This window comes from Pseudomonas sp. X10, from assembly GCF_054889225.1.
This window is the reverse complement of the sequence record NZ_CM142677.1, coordinates 1,438,191-1,462,627: the sequence shown is the minus strand read 5'-3', so window position 1 is coordinate 1,462,627 and position 24,437 is coordinate 1,438,191. Positions and strand designations below refer to the sequence as shown.

The 24,437-nt window shown below is 63.9% G+C and carries 29 protein-coding genes and 1 riboswitch; of the genes, 7 read left to right on the top strand and 22 right to left on the bottom strand.

Features of this window, described 5'->3' with window-relative positions; translation table 11 throughout:
- The first annotated feature begins 117 nt into the window (after positions 1-117).
- From ACYU03_RS06835 to ACYU03_RS06825, 3 genes are all read left to right on the top strand, one after another.
- Positions 118-342 (top strand): hypothetical protein, encoded by a 225-nt coding sequence (locus ACYU03_RS06835; RefSeq protein ID WP_461889141.1) that lies wholly within the window; start codon positions 118-120, stop codon positions 340-342.
- A 326-nt stretch (positions 343-668) separates the two neighbouring features.
- On the top strand, positions 669-1,151 hold the full coding sequence (locus ACYU03_RS06830; RefSeq protein ID WP_461889139.1) for a hypothetical protein: 483 nt from the start codon (positions 669-671) through the stop codon (positions 1,149-1,151).
- 145 nt (positions 1,152-1,296) lie between these two features.
- Positions 1,297-2,559: an OmpP1/FadL family transporter gene (locus tag ACYU03_RS06825; protein WP_461889137.1), complete on the top strand. Its 1,263-nt coding sequence runs from the start codon at positions 1,297-1,299 to the stop codon at positions 2,557-2,559.
- A 69-nt stretch (positions 2,560-2,628) separates the two neighbouring features.
- Here the strand turns inward: ACYU03_RS06825 and ACYU03_RS06820 are convergent, their stop codons facing one another.
- Both ACYU03_RS06820 and ACYU03_RS06815 read right to left on the bottom strand, forming a co-directional pair.
- Entirely contained in the window at positions 2,629-3,408 is a 780-nt protein-coding gene (locus tag ACYU03_RS06820) for an SDR family oxidoreductase (protein ID WP_461889135.1), read from the bottom strand.
- A complete protein-coding gene (locus ACYU03_RS06815; protein ID WP_461889133.1) occupies positions 3,408-3,734 on the bottom strand; it encodes a nuclear transport factor 2 family protein in 327 nt (108 codons plus the stop codon). Before ACYU03_RS06815 ends, ACYU03_RS06820 begins: the two co-directional genes overlap by 1 nt.
- Before the next feature lie 91 nt (positions 3,735-3,825).
- On the opposite strand from ACYU03_RS06815, the gene ACYU03_RS06810 reads away from it, so the two are divergent.
- On the top strand, positions 3,826-4,179 hold the full coding sequence (locus ACYU03_RS06810; RefSeq protein ID WP_461889131.1) for a winged helix-turn-helix transcriptional regulator: 354 nt from the start codon (positions 3,826-3,828) through the stop codon (positions 4,177-4,179).
- Between the two features lie 84 nt (positions 4,180-4,263).
- On the opposite strand, the gene ACYU03_RS06805 is transcribed toward ACYU03_RS06810, so the two are convergent.
- From ACYU03_RS06805 to cobO, 15 genes are all read right to left on the bottom strand, one after another.
- Complete coding sequence (locus ACYU03_RS06805; protein ID WP_461889129.1) at positions 4,264-4,815, bottom strand: glutathione peroxidase; 552 nt, start codon at positions 4,813-4,815, stop codon at positions 4,264-4,266.
- Between the two features lie 43 nt (positions 4,816-4,858).
- Complete coding sequence (locus ACYU03_RS06800; RefSeq protein ID WP_461889127.1) at positions 4,859-4,981, bottom strand: hypothetical protein; 123 nt, start codon at positions 4,979-4,981, stop codon at positions 4,859-4,861.
- Entirely contained in the window at positions 4,978-6,183 is a 1,206-nt protein-coding gene (locus ACYU03_RS06795) for an MFS transporter (protein ID WP_461889125.1), read from the bottom strand. Before ACYU03_RS06795 ends, ACYU03_RS06800 begins: the two co-directional genes overlap by 4 nt.
- 61 nt (positions 6,184-6,244) lie before the next feature.
- Complete coding sequence (locus ACYU03_RS06790) at positions 6,245-6,649, bottom strand: MarR family winged helix-turn-helix transcriptional regulator (protein ID WP_461889123.1); 405 nt, start codon at positions 6,647-6,649, stop codon at positions 6,245-6,247.
- 71 nt (positions 6,650-6,720) lie between these two features.
- Positions 6,721-7,905, bottom strand: coding sequence for a glycoside hydrolase family 5 protein (locus ACYU03_RS06785; RefSeq protein WP_461889122.1), 1,185 nt, complete (start codon positions 7,903-7,905; stop codon positions 6,721-6,723).
- A gap of 87 nt (positions 7,906-7,992) precedes the next feature.
- Entirely contained in the window at positions 7,993-8,721 is a 729-nt protein-coding gene (locus ACYU03_RS06780; protein ID WP_461889120.1) for an adenosylcobinamide-GDP ribazoletransferase, read from the bottom strand.
- 2 nt (positions 8,722-8,723) lie between these two features.
- A complete protein-coding gene (gene cobC / locus ACYU03_RS06775) occupies positions 8,724-9,293 on the bottom strand; it encodes an alpha-ribazole phosphatase family protein (protein ID WP_461889118.1) in 570 nt (189 codons plus the stop codon).
- Positions 9,290-10,345: a nicotinate-nucleotide--dimethylbenzimidazole phosphoribosyltransferase gene (cobT, locus tag ACYU03_RS06770; RefSeq protein ID WP_461889116.1), complete on the bottom strand. Its 1,056-nt coding sequence runs from the start codon at positions 10,343-10,345 to the stop codon at positions 9,290-9,292. The genes cobC and cobT overlap by 4 nt, the downstream gene beginning before the upstream one ends.
- Positions 10,342-10,863 carry a bifunctional adenosylcobinamide kinase/adenosylcobinamide-phosphate guanylyltransferase gene (cobU, locus tag ACYU03_RS06765; protein ID WP_461889114.1) on the bottom strand — a complete coding sequence of 174 codons (522 nt, stop codon included), beginning with the start codon at positions 10,861-10,863 and terminating at the stop codon, positions 10,342-10,344. The genes cobT and cobU overlap by 4 nt, the downstream gene beginning before the upstream one ends.
- Complete coding sequence (locus tag ACYU03_RS06760) at positions 10,856-12,319, bottom strand: cobyric acid synthase (protein WP_461889113.1); 1,464 nt, start codon at positions 12,317-12,319, stop codon at positions 10,856-10,858. Before ACYU03_RS06760 ends, cobU begins: the two co-directional genes overlap by 8 nt.
- Positions 12,316-13,308 carry a threonine-phosphate decarboxylase CobD gene (gene cobD / locus ACYU03_RS06755; RefSeq protein ID WP_461889111.1) on the bottom strand — a complete coding sequence of 331 codons (993 nt, stop codon included), beginning with the start codon at positions 13,306-13,308 and terminating at the stop codon, positions 12,316-12,318. The genes ACYU03_RS06760 and cobD overlap by 4 nt, the downstream gene beginning before the upstream one ends.
- A complete protein-coding gene (gene cbiB, locus ACYU03_RS06750) occupies positions 13,301-14,209 on the bottom strand; it encodes an adenosylcobinamide-phosphate synthase CbiB (RefSeq protein WP_461889109.1) in 909 nt (302 codons plus the stop codon). Before cbiB ends, cobD begins: the two co-directional genes overlap by 8 nt.
- Positions 14,206-14,856, bottom strand: coding sequence for a 5,6-dimethylbenzimidazole synthase (bluB, locus tag ACYU03_RS06745; RefSeq protein ID WP_461889107.1), 651 nt, complete (start codon positions 14,854-14,856; stop codon positions 14,206-14,208). Before bluB ends, cbiB begins: the two co-directional genes overlap by 4 nt.
- Positions 14,853-16,148 (bottom strand): cobyrinate a,c-diamide synthase, encoded by a 1,296-nt coding sequence (locus tag ACYU03_RS06740; RefSeq protein WP_461889105.1) that lies wholly within the window; start codon positions 16,146-16,148, stop codon positions 14,853-14,855. Before ACYU03_RS06740 ends, bluB begins: the two co-directional genes overlap by 4 nt.
- Positions 16,145-16,756: a cob(I)yrinic acid a,c-diamide adenosyltransferase gene (gene cobO / locus ACYU03_RS06735; RefSeq protein ID WP_461889103.1), complete on the bottom strand. Its 612-nt coding sequence runs from the start codon at positions 16,754-16,756 to the stop codon at positions 16,145-16,147. Before cobO ends, ACYU03_RS06740 begins: the two co-directional genes overlap by 4 nt.
- Positions 16,757-16,899: 143 nt before the next feature.
- Positions 16,900-17,116, bottom strand: a riboswitch (cobalamin riboswitch).
- Between the two features lie 146 nt (positions 17,117-17,262).
- Here cobO and ACYU03_RS06730 point away from each other — a divergent pair.
- The gene (locus ACYU03_RS06730) at positions 17,263-17,841 is read left to right on the top strand and encodes a hypothetical protein (protein ID WP_461889101.1); all 579 of its coding nucleotides are present in this window, start codon (positions 17,263-17,265) and stop codon (positions 17,839-17,841) included.
- 121 nt (positions 17,842-17,962) lie between these two features.
- Here the strand turns inward: ACYU03_RS06730 and ACYU03_RS06725 are convergent, their stop codons facing one another.
- The 5 genes from ACYU03_RS06725 to ACYU03_RS06705 form a co-directional block, all read right to left on the bottom strand.
- Positions 17,963-18,496 carry a C40 family peptidase gene (locus tag ACYU03_RS06725; RefSeq protein ID WP_461889099.1) on the bottom strand — a complete coding sequence of 178 codons (534 nt, stop codon included), beginning with the start codon at positions 18,494-18,496 and terminating at the stop codon, positions 17,963-17,965.
- A gap of 132 nt (positions 18,497-18,628) precedes the next feature.
- Positions 18,629-19,273, bottom strand: a complete 645-nt coding sequence (locus tag ACYU03_RS06720) for a C40 family peptidase (RefSeq protein WP_461889097.1) — start codon at positions 19,271-19,273, stop codon at positions 18,629-18,631.
- A gap of 126 nt (positions 19,274-19,399) precedes the next feature.
- Entirely contained in the window at positions 19,400-20,104 is a 705-nt protein-coding gene (gene hda, locus ACYU03_RS06715; RefSeq protein WP_461889095.1) for a DnaA regulatory inactivator Hda, read from the bottom strand.
- Positions 20,105-20,244: 140 nt separating this feature from the next.
- Positions 20,245-21,318, bottom strand: coding sequence for an AI-2E family transporter (locus tag ACYU03_RS06710; RefSeq protein ID WP_461889093.1), 1,074 nt, complete (start codon positions 21,316-21,318; stop codon positions 20,245-20,247).
- Between the two features lie 12 nt (positions 21,319-21,330).
- Positions 21,331-22,383: a DUF2066 domain-containing protein gene (locus ACYU03_RS06705; RefSeq protein ID WP_461889091.1), complete on the bottom strand. Its 1,053-nt coding sequence runs from the start codon at positions 22,381-22,383 to the stop codon at positions 21,331-21,333.
- Between the two features lie 342 nt (positions 22,384-22,725).
- Here ACYU03_RS06705 and purM point away from each other — a divergent pair, with 342 nt between their 5' ends.
- A complete protein-coding gene (purM, locus tag ACYU03_RS06700) occupies positions 22,726-23,784 on the top strand; it encodes a phosphoribosylformylglycinamidine cyclo-ligase (RefSeq protein WP_461889089.1) in 1,059 nt (352 codons plus the stop codon).
- Positions 23,784-24,437: a phosphoribosylglycinamide formyltransferase gene (purN, locus tag ACYU03_RS06695; protein WP_461889088.1), complete on the top strand. Its 654-nt coding sequence runs from the start codon at positions 23,784-23,786 to the stop codon at positions 24,435-24,437. The genes purM and purN overlap by 1 nt, the downstream gene beginning before the upstream one ends.

Below are 24,437 nucleotides of genomic sequence, written 5' to 3'. Positions count from 1 at the left end.
CCAACTGGCTGCCCTGTTCCAGACAGGTTCTGCGCCCAGACTAAATCCCGGCGTTACTGGAACGTTTTTATCGTGCACGGCTCGAATCCGTGTCTATTGCAGGAACATCTAATAACTATGACTCACCATAATCACTTTCAGGTTGCCGTTCGCACCCTATCCCAGGCCTTCGCTCCCTTGAACTGCCTGATCCTGGCTCCCCGCAAGGGCAGCTTCAGCTTCACCCTGGTCGACGAGCATGGCATTGCCTGCCACAGCGAACGCCTGTACCCGGAGCAGTACAACAGGGCCGAACCGCTGCAGGCGGTCATCGAACGTACCCGCCAGTCGCTGACCGCGTAACACGCGCGTCGCTCGCGGCAATCGGGAGCAGCCAGACCGTTATCGAAGCGTGCCTTGTGCCGCGTTGGGCCGCACAGAGCGGCTCATCGATGGCCTGACATCAAGTCAGGCACGCCTTCAAACAAGCCCGCTCCTCAGAACTGGTAATTGCCTCAAGGCATATAGGCAAGACCTCCCCTGCCGCAATCGATTTAAAAACAGTCCTTTACATCATGATTATCACACTACACTTCAACTCTAGCGGCCTATGCCGCTTCCGGCGGGCCTGACCACTCACCAGCTGCCAAGCTCCAGCGCCCGTCGGACTTATTCAGTTCGAGGGCACCATGGGTATCGCTGCGAACGAGTTGAGCCAATACGTGATCCGCCCGACCCTGCTTTATCTGGGTCGCCACTGCGCCAGTGCCGAAGCCTTGCTGCTCGGCGTCGCCGCCAGCCAGTCGGCGCTGGGCTCGGCACTGCATGACCGACGCGGCCATGGCCTCTATCGAATCGGCGAGTCCCGTCACAATTCATTATGGGACGAATTCCTCGCACGCGACCCCGAACTGGCCAGCCTGGTCCGCGGCCTGGCCAGTCAGCACGCTTTCCTCTGTGGTCCGCATCTGGAACTGACCGTCAACCTACGCTATGCCACTGCCATCGCCTGGATGCTCATCGAGGAGCAGGCCACTCCCCTGCCGGCGGCCGATGACCTACTGGGCCTGGCGCGCATCTGGCGCCAGGCATTCAATCCCCAGGGGCGTCTGCGCGACTTTACCCAGGCCTGGCATACCTGTATCGACCCGATCACCTCCCAGGCGTGCTGAGAGCAGATCGCATTCGAATCAGAAATTTCCTTCAATCTTGGTAGGATTGTCCTACAAAACCGCTCTATCTCCTGCGATTCCGCCTATAGCGCGCCAAGCGAAATGTTGATAGCTTTCGCCTCGGAGATCCCAAGGAGTTCTAATAATGAAAAAAGTAATGCTCAAAACCTCTCTCGGCATTGCCGTCGCACTCGCATCCTGCCAATTGTTCGCCAGCGGTTTCGCCCTCAACGAGCAGAGTGTCAGCGGTATGGGGACAGGTTTCGCGGGACGTTCTTCCGCTGCCGATGATGCAAGCACTATCTATGGCAACCCTGCCGGTATGTCGCGCCTCAAGCGCGAGCAAGTCACCGTGGGCGGCGCGGCCGTGATCGCCAAGTCCGATATCAAGGGCGGCAGCAACCTGGGGGGAGAGACTGACGGAGACATGGTTCCGGTCGTCGGTGTGCCCATGGGCTACTACGTCAAGCCACTGAATGAACACTGGAGCGTCGGTTTCGGCGTATACGTACCTTTCGGCCTGGTCACCGACTACGGCAGCGATGATGCCGCACGGTACTGGGGCAAGAAGAGCCACGTCGAGGTCATCACCTTCCAGCCCACCGTCAGCTATGCCTTCAACGACAAAGTTTCGATCGGTTTCGGCCCGACCATCAACCGTATCAAGGGTGAACTGGGTTCCAGCCTGATCAACCCGTTCACGCCTGGCAGCAATGACGGTGAAGTGAAGATCAAGGGCGACGACACCGCTGTCGGCTACAACATCGGCATCCTGGTCCAAGCCACCGATCGTACTCGCCTCGGCCTGACCTACCACTCGATGGTCGATTACAAGCTCGAGGGCAAGACTCGGGTCAGCACGCCACTGATCGGCCCCTACGATGGCAGCAAGTTCGACGCCACCCTGAAGATCAAGACACCGGAATCGGTGGACTTCTCGGTCACCCATGAGCTGGACGACCAGTGGACCCTGTACGCGGGCAGCACCTGGACCCGCTGGAGCCGCCTGAAAGACATCACTGTGCAGAACGATGTGCCCGGCCCACTGGTTGGCTCACCGTTCGAGACCATCAGCGAAGAGCAGAACTGGCACGACACCTGGGCCCACGCCATTGGCGCGTCCTACAAGGTGAACAAGGAGTGGACCCTGCGCACCGGCTTCACCGTCGACCAGTCGCCGACCAACAACCATGACCGCTCGCCACGCATCCCGACCGGCGACCGCAAGATTTTCAGCGTCGGTGCCGGATGGAGCCCGACCGAAGACATGACCATCGACGTCGCCTATTCCTACCTGTGGGAAGAAGACACCAAGGTCAACCAGGCTAATGCGAGCAAAGGCAGCTACCAGGCCAAATACGAAAACAGCGCTCACGGCGTCGGTGCATCCCTCACCTACCGCTTCTAACCCTGCTCAGCCCCAAATGAAAACCGCCCTCGTGGCGGTTTTCTCATTTTTACGTAGGATCCCAACCAACTAGACCGTAGGAATGGTCCCACCATCTATGACGTATTCCGTGCCCGTGATCGTTGCTGCAAGCCCAGAAGCCAAGAAAGCGATGAGGCTGGCCACCTCGGCAGGACTGGATGGCCGCCCCACCGGAATGCCACCAAGCGCCTTCATGATGATCTGCTTGCCACCTTCATAGTCGGTGCCAGCCTCTTCGGCGAGGCGTTCGGCAAGCGCCACGGAGGCTTCTGTTTCGATCCACCCAGGCGCTACGCGCACCACACGGACGCCTTTGGGCGAAACCTCCTTCGACAAGCTCTTGCTGTAGGTCGAGAGTGCGGCCTTGGCCGCCGCGTAGGCCGTGGTCGCTTCCGGCAGGGGCAACTCACGCTGGATCGAGGTGACATGAATGATGACGCCCGCGCCTTGTGCCAGCATCCCGGGTAACAGCGCGCGGTCCAGACGTACGGCCGGAAACAGGTTGAGATTCAGCTCCCGCTGCCACTCGTCTTCGCCAAGCGCGGCGAAGCCTCCGGCTGGCGCCGATGAGCCTCCAAGGACATGGACGATGATGTCCACACCTCCCAGATGGGCATTGACGGCCTCCACCACACGCTCGCTCCCCTCCAGCGTCGTGAGGTCGGCTGCGACAAAGCTGTCTTGCGGCGTATCGTCCAACCGATGCCGTGCCGTTGCGAGCACATTGGCTCCAAGCTCGCGAAACAACCCGACAACAGCCTTGCCGACCCCTTTGGTACCGGCAGTGACCAGGACACGCTTATCTTTCAGTTCCAGATCCATGGCCATCAGCGGATCTCCAGAGATTGGATCTTGTCGCCAGCCATCCGGAAGCGGTGATCGAGCTGGACCGGGCTACCGGGGAAGTTGCCCACAACATTCGCGATAACCGTTACACAACTACCGTCCTGCTCGGCGCTCAACGGCTCGACGCGGTATTCGAACTTCTCCCGTGTCTCGCTCAGCCACAAACGGATGGCCTCATGCCCCCGGTGCTCGCGCTTCTCGTCGAACACAGTGGCGTGCTCGGCAAAGCAGTGGGTGAGACGGGCAAGGTCAGCGCCATTGCTCACCTCGAAATAGGTGGTGATCGAGTCGGGCAGTGTCAGGCTCATGGTTGTGATCTCTTGGATAATTGCCGTACGAGAAGTTTCTTCATAAGCTAGCAATTCATCAAGAACGCACAAAAAAGTAAGTTACGTACCCATGAGAAAAACCTACACCCCCGCAACCGCTGCCGTCGGCGTAGAAGAAGTGCTTCGCTTGCTGGAAGGCCGATGGAAACTGATCATCCTGTTCCATCTCTTCGACGGCAAAGTGCAGCGCTATTCAGACCTCGAAAAACTCATTCCCGGCATTTCCCAGAAGATGCTGGCGCAACAGCTGCGAAGCCTAGAAGCGGATGGGATCGTCTCGCGCAAGCTATACCCGCAGGTGCCGCCGAAGGTCGAGTACCGGCTGACCGAGTGGGGCCAAGCCCTGTGCCCGGCACTGGACGCGATGCTGAAATGGGCAGAGCAGCGAGACGCCTTGCAAACAAACGGCATGGCGAATGGCTAAGGCAGCCAGGACTACGGTTCAAGCACAGCAGATGAAGGGTAGCCGGGCCATACCGGTGGCCATGCTCCCCCATCGTGAGACTGCTCAAGGTTGGGAAGCAATGGCCTTCTCGACCGCCGCCGTGAAGGCAGGGTCATCCGGCTTGGTCAGGCTGGAGAAGTTGGCGATCACCTTGCCGCGACGATCCACCACGTATTTGTAGAAATTCCACTTGGGCGCGCTGGACTGCCGGGCCAACTCGCTGAACAGGGGAATCGCATCCTTGCCCCGGACCGGCTGCGCCTTGGTCATGGTGAAGGTCACGCCATAGTTGGCATAGCAGACCTTGGCGGTCTTCTCGCTATCTGCATCCTCCTGCTTGAAATCATTGGACGGCACGCCGAGCATTTCCAGGCCCTGGTCGTGATACGTCTTGTAGACGCCCTCAAGCCCTTCGAACTGCGGCGCGAACCCGCAGTAGCTGGCGGTATTGACCACCACCAGCGGTTTACCGGCGAAACGTTCGCACAGATCGACTTGGTCCTTGCCACGTAGCTCCGGCAGGCTGCCCTGCAGCAACGCCGGACAGTCCGCCGCCCAACTGGACGCAACGGTGACCAAGGTCAACAGCGGTATCGATAACCAGCGTGCTCGCATCTTCGTTCTCCTGCAAAACGGTCCTTGAATTTGCAGGTTACGCCTAACACACGCCCATGCCCAACTGCATCAGCGCCAGCCCACCCTGCTGCCATCCCCACCAGACCAGCGCCAGCACCAGCAACCCAGTGGCCAGCAGCAGCCAGCGACCGATGCGCCCGCTCATGCGGCCTGGGCCTGCAAGCGGGCGACCGGGCGTTCCCGCACCGGCCAGTTCAAGGCGGCCGCCAACAAGCTGAGCAGAATCGATATCTGCCAGACCAGGTCATAGCTGCCAGTGCGGTCATAGACCACGCCGCCCAGCCAGCCACCGAGGAAGGCCCCCAATTGGTGGAACAGGAAAACGATGCCACCGAGCATGGACAAGTTGCGCACACCGAACAGGGTCGCCACGGTGCCGTTGGTCAAGGGTACGGTGGACAACCACAGCAGCCCCATGGCGATACCGAAGAGGTAGGCGCTGACATCGGTCACCGGCGCCCACAGGAACAGCACGATCACCACCGCGCGCAGCAGGTACAGGGCCGTCAACAGGCGCGGTTTGGACATACGCCCGCCCAGCCAGCCGGCGGTGTAGGTGCCAACGATATTGAACAGGCCGACCAATGCCAACACCGTGGTGCCTATGGTCGCCGGCAGGTGCTGGTCGACCAGGTAGGCCGGCAAGTGCACGCCGATAAACACCACCTGGAAACCACAGACGAAAAAGCCCAGCGCCAACAGCCAGAAACCGGAGTGCGAGCACGCCTCGCGCAGGGCTTGGCCCAGAGTCTGTTCAGCGCCATGCCCGGCCGCCAGTGGCCGGTCGCGCAGCAAACCCACCAGTGGCACGATGAAGGCTACCAGCAGGCCCAGCACCAACAGCGCTGCCGACCAACCAAGCCAGCCGATCAGGCCGAGCGTGCCCGGCAGCATCGCGAATTGCCCGAACGATCCGGCGGCACTGGCGATGCCCATGGCCATGCTGCGCTTCTCCGCCGGCACCGCACGTCCGACCACGCCAAGGATGACCGAGAAGGACGTACCGGACAGACCGATACCGATCAGCAGCCCCGCACTCAGCGACAGGGACCAGGCCGAGTCCGCCATGCCCATCAGAGCCAGACCGGCGGCGTAGAGTATCCCCCCAACGATCACCACGCGTGCAGCACCGAGGCGGTCAGCGAGGGCGCCGGCAAACGGCTGGGCCAAGCCCCATATCAGGTTCTGCAAGGCGATGGCGAAGGCGAACACTTCACGCCCCCAACCGAACTCGGCACTCATCGGCGCCAGAAACAAGCCGAAGCCGTGCCGTACGCCAAGCGACAACGCCAGAATCAGTGCCGCCCCCAGAAGAATCCAGCCGCTGGTCCGCCATACCGAAGTCATTGTTGTTCTCCAGCCCATCGCAAGGTTGTACGGGTATATACCCGCTTTTGGTCGTTCAATTTCAGGCCAAGCGGTCCAGCAAACGGATCAACTCATCGCGCTGCCCTTCCCCCAGGATACCGACCAGTTCCTGCTGCGCCTGCTCCCAGGCCGGCTTGGCCGCTTGCAGCCGTGCCCTGCCCTGATCGGTCAGCAGCACCAAGCGGTTGCGCTGGTCCCTGCCCTCGGCCAAGGCCACCAGGCCGTCGGCTTCCAGCACCCGCAAGTTACGCCCGAGGGTACTGCGGTCCAAGCCCATGGACTCGGCCAAGGTGGAAATGCACGGCTGATCAAGACGCTGGAGGTGTCGCAGCAAGGAAAACTGGGCAACATTGATGCCGAAGCCGACAAGGGCTTCGTCATAGTGCCTGCTCACGCCACGGGCAGCACGACGCAGATGGGTACAGATGCATTCACTGGTCAACATGGATACGTGTATATACCCGCATCTGCCAGACCGCAAGGAATTTGTTCCCAGTGCCCCTCCACGCAACTCGATCAGGGCTGCAGACGCCGACGAATCGGTTCGAACTCAGCTGTGGCCTTGCGCGCGATCGGGTCTGGCGCCCCCTGGTCGATGGCCTGCCAGTAGCGCCAAGGTACCTTGGCAGACCCCAGCTCGTAGTCCATGCCATCCCAGCTGTCCTCACGGAAGCTATAGAACGCCCAGTGCAGACGGGTCTTGTCCAGCACTCCAAGCACATCTTCAAGGTATTGCAGGCACCCCGGCAGGCGCCGCATGCAGCCGAACTCCCCAACTACCAGGCGTGAGCGTGGTACCTGCATGGCATCGGCCCAGCGCAGGGGCTGGTGCAGGTACTCTCCGACCCTGGATTCGTCCCAGACCTGGGATTGGCCGCCGAAAGGCACAGGCCCAGGATAGGCAAAGGGCTTCTGCCGGCTCATGTTCGGCGCGCTCGTCGCCGCGTAGGGTTCGTACATGTGCACGCTGTAGAGCACTCTGTCGTCAGCCAGTGGCGCCGGCCAGTAGGTGAAGGCATCAGCCGCTGCGAACCAGCCGGCATCGACCATCACCGGAGTCAACGGGTCGACTTCACGGATCGCTGCCACGACCTGCCCGTACAGGGCCGGCAGGTCCCGGGCACCGCCTTGCTCACGGGCATACCACTGGCGCATCTGCTGCGCACTGGCGTGTTCCATCAACCCGCCCTGCCGCTCTGGGGCCGGCTCATTGATCAGGTTGTAGGCGGCGATGGCCGGGTGGTCCTTGAGGGCTTGCGCCAGGTCACGCCAGAAGGCAGCGGCCTGGGTCCGATAACGCTTGTCCTGCCAGAGTCGGTCATCGAAGAGCCCCTGGTTGTTCTGGGACCAACGCATGCCAGGCAGTGACAGCGGCGCGATCACCACCTTGAGGCCGGCGGCACGGGCATGGTCCAGCACCTGCCGGAGTTGCACCAGGTCCGCCTCGGGCAATCCCTTGTAGGCATCGGCATTTCCCAGCAGGTAATCCCGTTCGGTGGGTTGCCACTTGTCATAGGACAGGCGCACCCAAGTGGCACCGTAGCCTTTCAGGGCCTCGAAATAGGCTTGGTCCGGAGGCAGGCGGTTGAAGCTGTTGCCGCCATGGCGTGGCGTGTCCCAGAAGCTGATCAGGTCAGCGGCGGCCACCGGCCCGGGAAGGCTGCACAACAGAAGCAGACTGGCGATGATCCAGTGACGCATGGCAGACCTCCCTGGCCGTCGTGAAAAAAGGAGGGCAAGCATACGCCCGCCCACCCAGGGAGGCATTGCCTAGAGGTTTTCCGGAAATTACAGCGCCAGCCCCAGCAGTACCGCGAGCTCTAGCAACTCGACCAAGGCCCCCGCCGTATCGCCGGTGGTGCCGCCCAGGCGACGACACATCAGGTAACGCAACCAAGTGAACACCAGGACCGCCAACAGCAGCGCAAGACCGCCCCGCAGGCCGCCTAAGCCAAGGCACAGCAGCGCACTGGCCAGCAGCACCCATGGGCCAGCACGGCGCGGCAAATGGTCCGATAGCGCCTGGCCCAGTCCGCCAGGCCGCACATAGGGAGTGCACAGGAACAACCCGAGCAGCGCCGCCCGGCCTAGCACCGGCGCCAAGACCAGCAAAGCGCCCTGGCCGACGTCCACCAGCACCCAAAGCGCACAGAACTTCAGCAGCAACACCACCATCAGGGTCACCACGGCGATCGGCCCGCTGCGCGGGTCTTTCATGATCTGCAAGGTACGTTCACGGTCGCCGAAACCACCCAACCAGGCATCGGCACTGTCAGCCAGGCCATCCAAGTGCAAGGCGCCGCTGAGCAGCACCCAGCACGCTAGCAGCAAGGCCGCGTGCAAAGGTGCCGCCGTGCCTTGCAGGAGGCCACTGGCGGCCCAGAGCAGCAGACCGAACAACAGCCCCACCAAGGGATAGAACAACAACGAACGGCCCATCTGCTCCGGCGCAGGCATGCCCGGCAGGCGCACCGGTAGGCTGCTGAGGAACTGCAAGGCGATCCAGAACGGCAGCATTCTCAGTGCCCCTCGCGCAAGGAGCCATCACTCTGCAACAGCAGACGCACCAAGGCACCATGGGCCACCTCGACCTGCAGCAATTGCTCCCTGGGCAGGCCACGGGCGCGGGCCAACAATAGCCGCATGACACCGCCATGGGTGACCAGCAACACCCGCTTGCCGGCGTGGGCCTGGCGCAACCGTTCGAGACTTGCCAGCACGCGCGCAGCGAAAGCGGCCACCGCCTCGCCACCTGGCGGGGTGAACGAATAAGGATCGGCCCAGAAGCGTCCCAGTTCGTCGGCATGGGTCTGCATCAACTGCGCTGCGCTGCGCCCTTCCCATTCGCCGAAGTGCAGTTCCTGCAAACCAGGCTCGCGTTGCACCGGCAGCGCCAGGCGGGCGCCCAGCTCATCGGCGAACAATGCACAGCGCTGCAAGGGCGAACTGACCAACACCTCCCAAGAGCCGCCCTGCTCCACCGCGTTGCGCATCTGTTGCCAGCCCTGGGGAGTCAAGGCATCGTCCAGGCTGCCGCGCAGCCCACCGCCTTGCTCGGTCTCGCCGTGACGCAGCAGGTCGAGGATCATGCCGAACGGTCCGCCACAGCAGCCTCGGCAAAGGTCGCCATCTGCCCATGCAGTGCGCAGGCCAGACGCAGCAGCGGCACGGCCACGGCGGCCCCACTGCCCTCACCCAAACGCAAGCCGAGGGCCAGCAAGGGCTCGGCCTCGAGCGCTGCGAGCACGGTCTGGTGACCCGGCTCGGCGCCCTGGTGGGCAAACAGCAGCCAGGGCCGGCAGTATGGATTCAGGCGCACGGCAACCAATGCGGCGACACTGCAGATGAAACCGTCGACCAATACCGCCACTCCTTGCTGAGCACAAGTCAGGTAGGCACCAACCAGGGCGGCGATCTCGAAGCCACCGACACAACCCAGGGCGTGCAGCGGATCATCCGTACGCAGCCCATGCAGTACCAGCGCCCGCTGGATCACTTCGGCCTTGTGCCGTACCCCGGCACTGTCCAGACCAGTGCCGGGGCCACTGAGCTCGCGGGCCGGGCAGTCCAGCAAGGCACTGGCCAGGGCGGCGGCGGCCGTGGTGTTGCCAATACCCATCTCCCCGCCGATGAACAGCCGGGCGCCCTGCCCGACCGCACGCAAGGCACTCTCGCGGCCGCCCTGCATCGCCGCCAGCAATTGCTCTTGGGTCATCGCTGACTGCCGGGCGAAATTCGCCGTGCCCACGCCCAGGCGCAGGTGGCGCACGCCAGGCAATGCCAGATCAGGGTCGACGCTACCCAGGTCGACCACCTCCAACTCGGCTCCGAGCTGGCGCGCCAGCACACTGATCGCCGCGCCGCCGTTGACGAAGTTGCGCAGCATCTGCCCGGTCACTGCTTGCGGATAGGCGGAGATGCCTTCCTCGACCACACCATGGTCACCGGCGAAGATCGAGATCCAGACCTGCTCCAGCATTGGCCGTTCACAGCCTTGCAAACCGGCCAGTTGCACTGCCAGAGCTTCCAGTTGGCCAAGCGAGCCGGTGGGCTTGGTCAGCTGTTGCTGGCGGTCACGGGCCTGCTCCATGGCGGCATGATCGATGGGTTGGCAAGCGTCGAGCCACCAGGGCTGGGTCATAGGGCAGGTCCTTTGAGTATGAGGGGAAGGCCAGCGACCGTCAGCACCACGCGCTGGCAGCGTTCGGCCACGGCCTGGTGCAACCAGCCGGCCTGGTCGACATAGCGCCGGGTCAGTTCGCCCATGGGCACCACGCCCAGACCGGTTTCGTTACTGACCAGGATGATCGTGCCAGGCAGGGTCTCCAGGCACTCGAGCAACGCATCGCGCTCCTCAGCCAGGCGCTGCTCGTCATCCAGCATCAGCAGGTTGGTCAACCACAGGGTCAGGCAGTCGACCAGCAGACAGCGTCCGCTGGCCGCTTCGGCGCGTAGCACAGCGGCCAACGCCAGGGGTTCTTCGATCAGCCCCCATTCAACGGGGCGCCGCTCGCGGTGCAGCTTGACCCGCGCATTCATCTCGCCGTCCAGCGGCTCACTGGTGGCGATGTAGGTCACCGGCAGGCCACTGGCCGTGGCCAGTTGCTCGGCCAGGCGGCTCTTGCCGGAGCGGGCGCCGCCAAGGATCAGGTTACGCATGTCTGTCGAGCCCACAAAGTTGGCGCAGCCGCGCAGTGTCCAGGTGCCGCTCGACCAGGTCGGCCAGGCGTTCGATGTCACGTTCGCGCAAGGCCTCGTAGTCGATGACCTCGACCGCCTGCAGCCCAGCCCAGCGCAGCAGCGCGGCGCAGGACTCACTGCCTTCGAACAACCCATGCAGGTAGGTGGCGAGGATCTGCCCATCGGCGCTGATCGCACCATCGCAGCGCCCATCCGCCAGTTGCAGCGCAGGATGCTCCAGGCCCGGGCCCGTGGTGACGCCGGCATGGATCTCGTAGCCGCTGACCGGCGACTGCTCCAGACGCAGGGTACCGCTGACGTTGCGCAACTGCTTGTCGGCCTCGAGCACGGTGTCGTAGTCCAGCAGGCCCAAGCCCGGACTGGAACCAGCCGGGCCTTCCAGCCCGAGGGGGTCATGCACCTGCTGGCCAAGCATCTGCAAGCCACCACAGATGCCGATGAGTTTTCCGCCATAGCGCAGGTGCCGGGCGATGGCCGTGTCCCAACCACGTGCACGCAATTGCGCCAAGTCGCCGCGCACACTCTTGGAGCCGGGCAGGATGATCAGGTCCGCCGCCGGGATCGGCTGGCCAGGTCCGATGAACTGCAGGTCCACCTGGGGGTGCAGGCGCAGCGGGTCGAAATCGGTGTGGTTGCTGATGCGCGGCAGTACCGGGACGATGACCTTCAGGGCGCGCTCGGCCTTGACGGCCTGGCGCACGTCGATAGCGTCCTCGGCCTCCAGGTGCAGGTCGGTGACATAAGGCAACACGCCCAGCACCGGCTTGCCGGTGCGCGCCTGGAGCCAGTCCAAGCCCGGCTGCAACAGGGCGATGTCGCCACGGAAGCGGTTGATGACGAAGCCCTTGACCCGCGCCTGCTCACTGGGCGACAGCAGCTCGAGCGTGCCGACCAAATGAGCGAACACCCCACCGCGGTTGATGTCGGCTACCAGGATCACCGGGCAGTCCACCGCCTCGGCGAACCCCATGTTGGCGATGTCGCCTGCACGCAGGTTGATTTCCGCCGGCGATCCCGCCCCCTCGACCATCACCACTGGGTAGGCGGCGCTCAGGCGCTGGTGCGACGCCAGCACCGCCTGCATGGCGATAGACTTGTAGTCGTGGTAGGCCACGGCATTCATGCTGGTGACAGCCCGGCCGTGGACGATCACCTGGGCGCCGGTGTCGCTGTTGGGCTTGAGCAGCACCGGGTTCATGTCGGTGTGCGGCGCCAGCCGGCAGGCCTGGGCCTGCACTGCCTGGGCCCGGCCGATCTCACCGCCGTCGGCCGTGACCGCGCTGTTGAGGGCCATGTTCTGCGGCTTGAACGGCACCACGCCGACGCCCTGGCGCAATAACCAGCGGCACAAGGCTGTCACCAGGGTGCTCTTGCCGGCATCGGAGGTGGTGCCTTGCACCATGAGGGTGCTCATGCCGTCTCCTTATTGAAATCGATCAGCGCCTTGCGCAAACGGTACCAGTCCTCATCGAGAGGAGGCAGGCCCAAGCGTAGGGCCGGTGGGTCGTTGAACAGCCGCAGCAGGATGCCACGCTTGGCGAGGAACTCATGCAGCAGCGGCGCCTGCGGGGTCTGCACGTACTGGAACAGGTCGCAGCCACCGGTGGGCGTCAAGCCGACACTGTCCAACAGCTTGGCCAGGCGCCGGCTGGCATCGGCGCAGCGCCCCATTTGGTAGAGGTGGGCAAATTCGTTGCGCAAGCAGGCCTGACCAAGCACCCGTGTCGGCCCGCTGACGGTCCAAGGCCCAAGCAGTTCGGCCAGGTGCTGCAACAGTTGCGGCTCGGCGATCACGAAGCCCAGGCGGACCCCGGCCAGGCCGAAGAACTTGCCGAACGAACGCAACACGACCAAGCCCGGCCGGTCGGCCAACGCGACAACACTTTGCTGCGGGGTATTGTCTATGAACGCTTCATCGACCAGCAGCCAACCGTCGCGCGACGCCAGCCGGCCATGCCAGTCGAGCAAGCGCTCCTCGGGCACCACACGTCCGGTTGGGTTGTTGGGATTGACCACGACCAGCACATCAAGGCTGTCGAGACAATGCTCGACCTGATCCTCGCTCAGTTCCTGCACCCGATGGCCAGCGCGACGCCAGGCTTCGGCGTGCTCGGCATAGCACGGCGAGAGCACGCCGACCACACCGCTGCGGCGCAGTTGTGGCAAGGCCTGGATCGCCGCCTGGGACCCCGCCACCGGCAGTACGTGGCTGACCCCATAATAATCCCGGGCGGCCTGCTCCAACCCGTCGTCGACCTCCGGCAAGCGTGCCCAGGCCTGCTCCGGGATAGGCGGGATAGTGTATGGCCAGGGCGCGATGCCACTGGACAGGTCCACCCAGCGCTCCCGTGGGATTCCGTACTGCTGCACTGCCCGCGCCAAGCGGCCGCCATGTTCAAGCATACAAATGCGCTCCCAAGCAGATCAGCAACAGCCACAACCACACACCCTTGCGCACCAGCTGCCAGCCGCGCTCGATGGCATCGGCATCGGCCATCGGGCCTTCGCCCAGGCGCGCACGCTCATGCAGTTCGCCGTGGTAGACCGCCGGCCCACCCAGTTCGACGCCCAGGGCTCCGGCACCGGCCGCCATCGCCGGTCCGGCATTGGGGCTGTCCCAGAGCGGGGCCTGACGGCGCCAGCAGCCCAGGGCTTGACGCGTCTTGCCCAGTACCGCATAGGTCAGGGCCACCAGCCTCGCTGGAATATAGTTGAGGGCATCATCGATGCGCGCCGCCGCCCAGCCGAAGCGCTCGAAGCGCTCGTTGCGGTAACCCCACATGGCATCCAGGGTATTGCTCAGACGATAGAGCACCACGCCAGGGGCACCAGCCACGACGAACCAGAACAACGCGGCGAACACCGCATCGCTGCCATTCTCCAACACCGACTCGGTGGCGGCCCGGGCCACGGCGGGTTCGTCCAACTCGCGGGTTTCCCGACTGACCAAAAAGCCCACGCGCCGCCGCGCTTCGTCGAGGTCGCCCCGGCGCAAAGCCTCGGCCACCGGCAAGACATGCTCGCCGAGGCTGCGCATGCCCAGGGCGCAGTACAAAGCCAATATCTCCACCAGCCAGCCAATGCCAGGCAGCCAGGACAGGATCAGGATGACCAGGGTCAGCGGCACCACGGCCAGGAACCAGGCGCTGACGCCATGGCTGCGCCAGCCTCGGCCACCGGCATTAAGGCGCTGCTCCAGACGCGAGGCCATGCGCCCAAAGGCCACCAGCGGATGATGACGCTGCGGCTCGCCCAGCAACGCGTCCAGGGCGACACCGGCCACGGTCAGCAAAGCCACGCTCATTGCCCATTCCCCCACTGGTTTTCAAACAGCATCCCACTCAAGGGCCGCTCCTCGGCCCAACCTTCCAGCACCAGCATCGGTGCCGGGTAGAAGGCCTTGACCGGGCCAAGGCAAAGCACCGCCAGCGGCTTGGCTCCGGTCGGCATGTGCAGCAATTCGGCCAGGGCCTTGGGCTCGAACAGCGATACCCAGCCCATGCCCAGGCCTTCGGCACGGGCGGCCAGCCACAGGTTCTGGATGGCGCAGGACAGCGACGCCAGGTCCATTTCCGGTAAGGTCCGCCGCCCAAAGACGTGCGCCTCACGCTGGTCCATCAAGGCCGCCACCAACACCTCGGCGCAGTCGCCGATGCCTTCGACCTTGAGCTTCATGAATTCATCGGAACGCTCGCCCAGCGCCTCGGCGGTGCGCACCCGCTCTTCCTCCACCAGCGCCTGGACCTGCTGGCGCAAGCCCCGGTCAGTGATACGGATGAAGCGCCAAGGCTGCATCAGGCCGACGCTGGGCGCCTGGTGCGCGGCGGCCAGCAGGCGGGCGAGCAGCTCAGGCGCTACCTCACCCCCGGCAAAGTGACGCATGTCACGGCGTTCGCCGATGACCCGGTAGATCGCCGCACGTTCGGCGTCGCTGAAAGCCAGTTCACTCATGGTCGCAACAACGCTGCCGCCGCCTTCGGGTTGGAGGGGAAATAGAAATGCACGTAAGAGGCCGTCAGACGGCCACAGCGGTAGACCGCCTCGGCGCCGCGCCCGCCGTTGGGGCTCTGGCCACGGGCAATGGGCTCCAGCACAGTGCTGGTCAACGAATGGTGGTAGGTGTGCCCGCGCAGGGTGCCTTCGGGCAACTCCACGGCCTGCAGGGCCAATGCCGCGAGGCGCTTTTGCATCACCGCCTCGCCCGGTAGCAGCCCGAGCAATTCGGCACGTTCGCCCGCCACGTCGGTCAAGGCATCCAGCAGGTAAAGCATGCCGCCGCACTCGGCGAGCACAGGCTTGCCCGCCCCATGGTGCGCACGGATCGCTTGCACCATCGGCACGTTGGCCGCAAGCGCGTGATGGTGCAGCTCCGGGTAACCGCCCGGCAGATAGAGGCTGTCGACCTCGGGCAGGCGCTCATCATGCAATGGAGAAAAGTAGGCCAGTTCGGCACCCATGGCCTGGAGCAGGTCGAGGTTAGCGCCATAGGTGAAGGCAAAGGCTTCATCGCGCGCTACGCCGATACGCAGGCCCGCCAACAGCGGTTCGGGCCTCACGCTGTTCGGCTCGGCAAAGGCCACAGCCGGGGGCAGCGCGGCATCGCAACTGGCGCCCAAGGCTTGGGCCGCGGCATCCAGGCGCAGGTCCAGGTCGTTCAGCTCGCTGGCCTGGACCAGCCCCAAGTGCCGGCTCGGCAACTCGATGCCGCTTTCCCGCGACAACCCACCGTACCAGCGCAACCCTTCGGTCAGGCTGCCTTCGAGCAACTGCGCGTGACGCAGGGTGCCGACCCGGTTGGCCAGCACCCCGGCGAACGGCAGGTCCGCCTGATAGCGCGCCAGGCCCAGGGCCAGGGCTCCGAAGGTCTGGGCCATGGCCGTGCCGTCGATCACCGCCAGCACCGGCACACCGAAATGACGGGCCAGGTCGGCGCTCGAAGGAGTGCCATCGAACAGGCCCATGACACCTTCGATCAGAATCAGATCGGCTTCGCCAGCCGCCTCCCAGAGCAGCCGACGGCTCTCCTGCTCACCGATCATCCACATGTCCAACTGGTACACCGGCGCGCCACTGGCACGCTCCAGGATCATCGGGTCGAGAAAATCAGGCCCGCACTTGAACACCCGGACCTTGCGCCCGAGGTTGCGGTGCAGGCGGGCCAGGGCGGCGGTGACCGTGGTCTTGCCCTGGCCGGAAGCCGGTGCAGCGATCAGCACCGCCGGACAATGCCGGGTTTGGCTCATAGTTCGACGCCCTTCTGCGCACGGATGCCCGCCTGGAAAGCATGCTTGACCACCCCCATCTCGGTGACGGTATCAGCCAGGTCGATCATTTCGGGCTTGGCCGCGCGACCGGTGACGATCACATGCTGCATCGGCGGGCGCGCCTGTAGGTCCGCGAGCACTTGGTCAAGGTCGAGGTAACCGTGCTTGAGAGCAATATTCAGTTCATCGAGCACCACGAACTGGATGGACGGGTCCTGCAACATTTGCCGCGAAACCGCCCAGGCGGCCTCGGCTGCGGCGATGTCGCGCTGGCGGTCCTGGGTTTCCCAGGTGAAGCCTTCGCCCATCACGTGGTAGCGCACCTGCTCGGGAAAGCGCCGGAAGAACAACTCCTCGCCCGTGCTGTTGCGCCCCTTGATGAACTGCACCACACCACACTGCATACCGTGGCCCAAGGCCCGCGCAAGCATACCGAAGGCCGAACTGCTCTTGCCCTTGCCGTTGCCGGTCAGCACCAGCAACAAGCCGCATTCGTTGGGGGCATTGGCGATACGCTCGTCGATTATCGCCTTCTTGCGCTGCATGCGTGCCAGGTGACGCTCGTCCCGCTCGGTGGATTCGCTCATCGAAGTTCTCCGCAAACTGTCGGGGCACCGGCAACGCGGCGCACGCTGGCGGGCACCAGGCGACGACAGATGAATAGGCAGGCTCACGGACAACGCGCAGGGCTGCGGCATCGCCGCAGTGCACCGCGCACCACCCTCCGTGATGCCGTTGGCTGTAACAGGCCGGTCTCCGGGCTTGCGAGCAGGCCTAGGCCCAGGGCCTCGCGCCTTCCCGGGTGCGGACACCCAGTGGCCTTGCGCGGCCTTGACTCACTTACCGTTGCGGGGGCAGCGCCGGATTCGCGCGTTGTCCGCGCCCACCGGCTTCCCAGTTTCACCCTGCCGAACTAGTGGCAGAGCACCTGAAACACGCCGCGAAGGTTAGAGGGTTGCATCAGGAGCGTCAATCGAACCGGGGCCAATATGGCCCGGACCAATGGCCGGTTTCCCCTCTTGTACCTGCCTGCCCGCAATGATATCAAGTAGCCATCAGTTGAGCTCGATCACCATGATAAGGAGAGCGCAGCATGCAAGGCTTGATCATCAACAACCCGCGCCTGGAATTCCTGCGGCCTGCCCTGGAACGCTGGTTCGACTGCATCGAACGCTTCAACCAAGTCCATGGTGACAACGAAGCCCCCTACTGGTACGGATCAGCGACCAATCTCGGACTGTTCTCGGCCGCAGCCTGGCAGGCCGAACTGGCCGCCCTGCAACAGTACCCGAGCAAGAAACACCGCGATGAAGGCGAGCGCGAAGGCCGTTGCGACCTGTCGATCGCCAGCCGGGAAGAGGCCTTGTACCTGCAAGCCAGCCAACGTTGGCCACGCATTGCCCACCTCGACCTGACAGCCGCGTTGCAAGAAGTGGCCGCCAGCGCCAGGCAGGTCGCCTATCCCAGTCAGCTCAAAGCCGGAGTCCTGTTCGTCAGCCCATGGAAGGCCGGCCAGCACGCCAGCCCCGAAGAACTGCAGGACCTGGTCGACGACCTGCAGAAACACACCGCCTGCGCTATCGCCTGGTACTTTCCCTATGCCTACCGCAAATTGCACAACGAGCTGGGGCAGTACCATCCTGGCGTGGCGTTGTTGATGAAACAGGCTTGATCCAAACCAACAGCACCTCTGAGGCAAGCCGGGCAGCGATCAGGAAAATCGACGCAGCCAACCGGCACCACCCCATCGTCAGCAAACGCTGGCTCCTACCAGTCCTGCGACGCCCCTGGAGTCAGGGATTGCGCGCCAGATGCGCCGGCGGGAGGACTCGCTTGGCTTGCAGATAGGCCTTGTGCCAGTAGCTGTTGGACAGGTAGTCCAGACGCACCGTGCCGCCCGTGGAGGGCGCATGGACAAAGCGCCCCTCGCCCACATAGATACCGGCATGGCTGACCTGCGAGCCGCCATTGGTGGCGAAGAACACCAGGTCGCCGGACTGCAGGGCATTGATATCGACATTCGGCGCGCGCATGCCGATCATCTCGCGCGTAGAGCGCGGCAGGCTGATGCCGGCAGCGTCACGGTAGACATAGCCGATCAGGCCGCTGCAATCGAAACCGGAATCCGGTGTGTTGCCTCCCCAGCGGTACGGCGTGCCGACCAGGCCGATCGCCCTGAACAGCACGTCTTCGGCGACCGGAGAGAAAGAGGGTTGGCTCGGGATAGCCACCGGCTGTACCACCGGTGGCGGCGTCGGGGTATGGCTGGAGCAAGCTGCGAGCAGTGCCGCCAGGGAAAGGAGTGCGAAACGCGCCATCATCGCCATGGTCAGAACTTCCTGTCTGATGCCGGTCGGCCGCAGCCGAAAAGAGTTGAGAATTTAGATTAGACGCTTTCTGTAAATACGCACGGCGGCGAGCTTTTCAGCTACGCCGCCGTCGGGGTGCCGCCATCGGGCTCAGTTGCGCGCGACAGTGTTCGCTGTCGGCGCCATGGCCAGTGCGCGCTTGGCTTCCAGGAACGTCTTGCTCCAGTAGCTATTACTGAGATTGTCGATACGCACACCACCGCTGCGGCGGCTGCTGGAGTGGATGAACTGGTTGTCGCCCAAGTAGATGCCTGCATGGCTGACGCGGCCACGACCGTTGGTGCTGAAGAACAGCAGATCACCCGGCTTGAGCTTGTTGCGGGCTACTTGAGGGGCATCGACGTTGATCATCTCGCGGGTCGAGCGTGGCAGCTTCAGGCCGGCTTCCTCGCGGAACAGGTAACCGATGAAACCGCTGCAGTCAAAGCCGGACTTCTCCGAGGTACCGCCGAAGCGGTAGCGAGTACCGATCAGCGACATGCCGCGCTCCAGAATGCTGTCAGCCAGGGCCGGCAACTCGTAGGGCTTGCTGTCCTTGGAAAATGCGTCTGGCGTTTCTTCGCTGGCCGCCTCTTCCTCGTCGAATACCGACGAAGCCGCTGGCTTGGCGTTGACCGCAGCCTGGGCGGCGACCTGTTGCGGCTCCTGGGGCTGGGAAGCCGGGCCGTGGGTCGCGCAGCCAAAAAGCAGGGTCACGAGTGCGAGGGGCACGAGGGGTGCGAAGCGATTGAGCATGGGCACGACCGTGTCTGAAGTCCTTTGGAAGGGGGAAACTATGCCTTCTATCGGGTCGATTTGCAAATTCAATCGAAAAAAATGTGACTTTTCTGTTTTAGCGTCTGGACCGCCCTGTTCCGGGGGTTACCAGCCCAGGGTTTCCTTGAGGAAGGGGATGGTGAGCTTGCGCTGGGCCTGCAGGGAAGCCTGGTCGAGACGCTCGAGCAGGTCGAACAACGCGCTCATGCTGCGAGTGCCGCGAGTGAGGATGAAATGACCGACTTCATCGGTCAGATGCAGGCCGCGGCGTGACGCGCGCAGCTGCAAGGCGCGCAGCTTGTCTTCATCCGACAGGCCACGCATCTGGAAGATCAAGGCCAGGGTCAGGCGCGACTTGAGGTCCGGCAGCTTGATCGGCAGCTCGCGCGGCGAACTGGAGGCGGCGATCAGCAGGCGGCGGCCACTGTCGCGCAGGCGGTTGAAGAGGTGAAACATGGCCTCTTCCCAATCAGGCTTGCCAGCGATCACGTGTAGGTCGTCCAGGCATACCAGTTCGTACTGCTCCAAGTAGTCGAGCAACTCGATGCCACGGTCGAGCAATTGCGCCAGCGGCAGGTAGACCGCTGGCTCGCCCGCTTGCTGGAAGCGCTGGCAGGCAGCCTGCAGCAGGTGGGTACGGCCGACGCCCTGCTTGCCCCAGAGATAGATGAGGCTTTCGGTCCAGCCGGCGTCGGCCTCGCAAAGCCGCTCGACGTAGCCCAAGGCCGCGGCATTGGCGCCCGGATAATAGTTGATGAAGGTGGCGTCATCGCGCAGACGCACACCCAGGGGCAACTGGATCGGTTTCATGCTGGGCTGGGCGGTCGCGAACAACCACAGGGGGCCTTTAGTGAACAGTGTGCAAAGTCTATACCCGCAACGTCGGACACACAATCAGCGAGGCAAGGAGCGCAAGTAAAATCAAAGGCTTGCGCGCTTGCCGAACACCACTACAGGTCCGGGTCCACTTCCCCGCCGTACATATCGGACTCTTTATAGAGGTCATGGACGTGCCGCAGCAAGACCATGATCACCGCTGCGACCGGCAGAGCCAGCAGCACACCGGTGAAGCCGAACAACTCGCCCCCGGCCAGGATGGCGAAGATCACCGCCACCGGGTGCAGGCCGATGCGGTCGCCCACCAGCAACGGCGTCAGCACCATACCTTCCAGGGCCTGACCAACCAGGAACACCGCGACAATGCCAAGCATCGGGTAGAGGTCGCCACCGAACTGAAACAGCCCAGCGATGATTGCCGCGCCAATACCGATGATGAACCCCATGTAGGGCACGATGGCCGCCAAGCCGGCGAGCACGCCGATCAGCAGACCCAGCTCGAGCCCCACCAGCATCAGCCCGGCAGCGTAGATGACGCCCAATGCGAGCATGACCAGCAACTGCCCCCGCACGAACGCCCCCAACACTTCATGGCATTCACCGGCCAATTGCATCACCTGCGGCTCACGCTGGCGCGGCAGCAGGCTGCGCAGCTTGGCCATCATCAGGTCCCAATCACGCAGCAGGTAGAAACCAACCACGGGGATCAGCACCAGGTTGGCCAACCACCCGATCAACGCCAGGCTGGATGCGGTGGCCTGGGACAGCACGATACCGACGATATCTGTGGTCTGGCCCATGTGCGCGCCAATGGCTTCCTTGATCTTGTCGAACTTCCAGAAGCCATCGGCCAGTCCCAAACGTCCCTGCACCCAGGGCAAGGCCACATGCTGCAGCCAGTCGAGCATCTGCGGCGTCAGTTCGTACAAGCGCAGCAGCTGCTTGGCCAGCATCGGGATGAGGACCAGCAGCAAGGCCAGGAAGATGAGCGTGAACAGGGTGAACACCACCACAACACCCCAGGTGCGCGACAACCCCATGCGTTCCAGGCGGTCGACCAACGGGTCGGCCAGGTAGGCCAGCAAAATACCAACCAGGAACGGCGAGAGAATGCCATGCAGGAAATACAACAGGACGGCGATCAGTAGGGCTATGCCCAGCCACGCCCAGCGGCGCATGTCGGTCATCGAGAGCGCTCCTTACCAACGAAACCGCAGGCCATCGAACGGCTGGGCTGTCACCTGCCCCCCCTCCTCCTGCTCCTGCGCCGGATCGGCCGTCGCGGCGGGGGCAGCTTGCTCCGCTGGCAGCTCTTGGAGTTTCGCCAGGCCCAGTTGCGCACGTAGCTGCTCACGGTTGCCGGTGACCTGGTAGGTCAAGGTGTCGCCGTCGACCTGACGCAGGCGCGGGCCATAAGGTTCCAGGACACGGCCAAGCTCGGCATAGCGCTGTAGATTCACGCCCAGTACCTGGACCTGCAGATCACTGCTGGCGCCCGGACGGGTGACGAAACGCGGCGCCAGGCGGGTGCTCACCGCAAGCATCACCGCGTCGGCCAAAGCCGCCTGGTCGTCGCCTTCGGCCGTGCCTTGCTCACGCTGGTCGCCCAGCCACAGTTGCCATTTGCCCTGCCACTTGCCATCGGCCTCGTTGGCGTGCACCGCCAACAGGGCATCGGCGCCATAGCGCTCGGAAGCCTCACGCAGCGCCGCCGGCTCCTTGTTCTGTAACTGCTCGGCATCGGCCACCAGTTGCTCCTGCAGGTCGGCCAGCGGCAGGCGCAACGGCAAACCCCGGTGCTGGGCGGCACGACGAAGTGGCTCGGCGCTGCTCTGACCATCGCCGACCAGGCTGTTGCCTTCGACACTGTCGTTCAACCACCACCCAAGGACCGATGGGCGGTTGCTGCCCCACAGGGCCAGCCCAGCCTGGCGCAAGGCGCGCTCGGTGCTGCCGGGGTCGAATTCGACCAACACCGTTTCAGGCGGCCCCGCCTCGTAGCCGAACTGGCTGATGATCTGCTGCGGATCCTTGCGCAAGCCCGCCAGGGCTGGGCTCTGGGCCGCCTTGGCATCGCCGGTCAAGCGCAGCACCAGGGTTTCCAGGGCCTTGCTGGTGGCCTGGGTACGGGCTTCAGCGCCCTGCCCGACCACTGGCTCACGCACTTGATAGAGGCCGGAAACGGTTTCGGCCTGCGCCGCAAAGCCGACCAGGGCCAAACAACCAACAGCCAGGTAATTAAAAAAACGCATGGAGGATTCCTGTCCAGATGACCGAGGGACGCCGGGCCGCGAAACTGAGATTGTGACCTCAGCACCGGACAAAACGCTCCGTCACCGCCGGCAATTTCGTCCCGTCGCCTTTCCTATACCTTATACAGCCCACGCCGTGGCAACCAGTCGGAGAGCGTCAACCGATGTTTTTGCCCAATTTCGCGCTCTGCCCGTCGGCCCAAGGATGGCCGCTGCCCGGCAAGCCTGATAAAATCGCGCGCCTTCGCAGACCAGTGACGAACAGGCAGCCGCCGCTGCAACAGCCGGCCTTGGCCGTCGCGGTCGTTTTCCCGAATCCCTCCCTCCTAAAGGCCTGGATCAATGAGCAAGCAACCCTCCCTGAGCTACAAGGACGCCGGTGTAGACATCGACGCCGGCGAAGCACTGGTCGAACGCATCAAGGGCGTGGCCAAGCGCACCGCACGCCCTGAAGTCATGGGTGGCCTGGGCGGCTTCGGCGCCCTCTGCGAGATCCCGGCCGGCTACAAGCAGCCGGTTCTGGTCTCTGGCACCGACGGCGTCGGCACCAAGCTGCGCCTGGCGCTGAACCTGAACAAGCACGACAGCATCGGCCAGGACCTGGTCGCCATGTGCGTCAACGACCTGGTGGTCTGTGGCGCCGAGCCGCTGTTCTTCCTCGACTACTACGCCACTGGCAAGCTGAACGTTGACGTAGCCGCCACCGTGGTCACCGGCATCGGTGCAGGTTGCGAACTGGCCGGCTGCTCGCTGGTCGGTGGTGAAACCGCCGAGATGCCTGGCATGTACGAGGGCGAGGACTACGACCTGGCCGGCTTCTGCGTCGGTGTGGTGGAAAAGGCCGAGATCATCGACGGCTCGAAAGTCGCCACCGGTGACGCGCTGATCGCCCTGCCGTCCTCGGGCCCACACTCCAACGGTTACTCGCTGATCCGCAAGATCATCGAAGTCTCCGGCGCCGATATCGAGAGCATCCAACTCGACGGCAAGCCGCTGACCGAACTGCTGATGGCCCCGACCCGTATCTACGTCAAGCCGTTGCTGCAGCTGATCAAGGAAACCGGCGCGGTCAAGGCCATGGCTCACATCACCGGTGGCGGCCTGCTGGACAACATCCCACGCGTACTGCCGGACAACGCCCAGGCGATCATCGACGTGGCCAGCTGGCAGCGCCCGGCGGTGTTCGACTGGCTGCAGGAAAAAGGCAACGTCGACGAGCACGAGATGCACCGCGTGCTGAACTGCGGTGTCGGCATGGTCGTCTGCGTGGCCCAGGACCAGGTCGACAACGCCCTGAAGGTTCTGCGTGACGCTGGCGAGCAGCCATGGGTCATCGGCCAGATCGCCGAAGCGCCAGCCGGCGCCGCCCAGGTCGAGCTGCAAAACCTCAAGGCGCACTGATGCCAAGCAAGACCTGTGATGTAGTGGTATTGCTGTCGGGCTCCGGCAGCAACCTCCAGGCACTGATCGACAGCAGCCGCACCGAGGGCAACCCGGTGCGCATCCGTGCAGTGGTTTCCAACCGCGCAGATGCCTACGGCCTGCAGCGGGCCCAGGCGGCCGGCATCGACACCGCCGTGCTGGAACACAGCGGTTTCGATGGCCGCGAAGCCTTCGATGCCGCGCTGATGGCGCTGATCGACGGTTTCGATCCTGACCTGGTGGTGCTGGCCGGTTTCATGCGCATCCTCAGCGGCGGCTTCGTCCGCCACTATCAAGGGCGCCTGCTCAACATACACCCCTCCCTGCTGCCCAAGTACAAGGGCCTGCACACCCACCAGCGCGCGCTGGAGGCTGGCGATGCGGAGCATGGCTGCAGCGTGCACTTCGTCACCGAGGAACTCGATGGCGGCCCTCTGGTCGTACAGGCTGTAGTACCTGTGGAGCTGGACGATACCCCGGAGGCTCTGGCACAACGGGTTCATGGCCAGGAACACCAGATCTACCCGCTAGCGGTGCGCTGGTTCGCCGAAGGACGCTTGCGTCTGGGCGAGCATGGTGCATTACTGGATGGCCAGCCGCTGGCGGCCAGCGGTCACTTGATTCGACCCTAG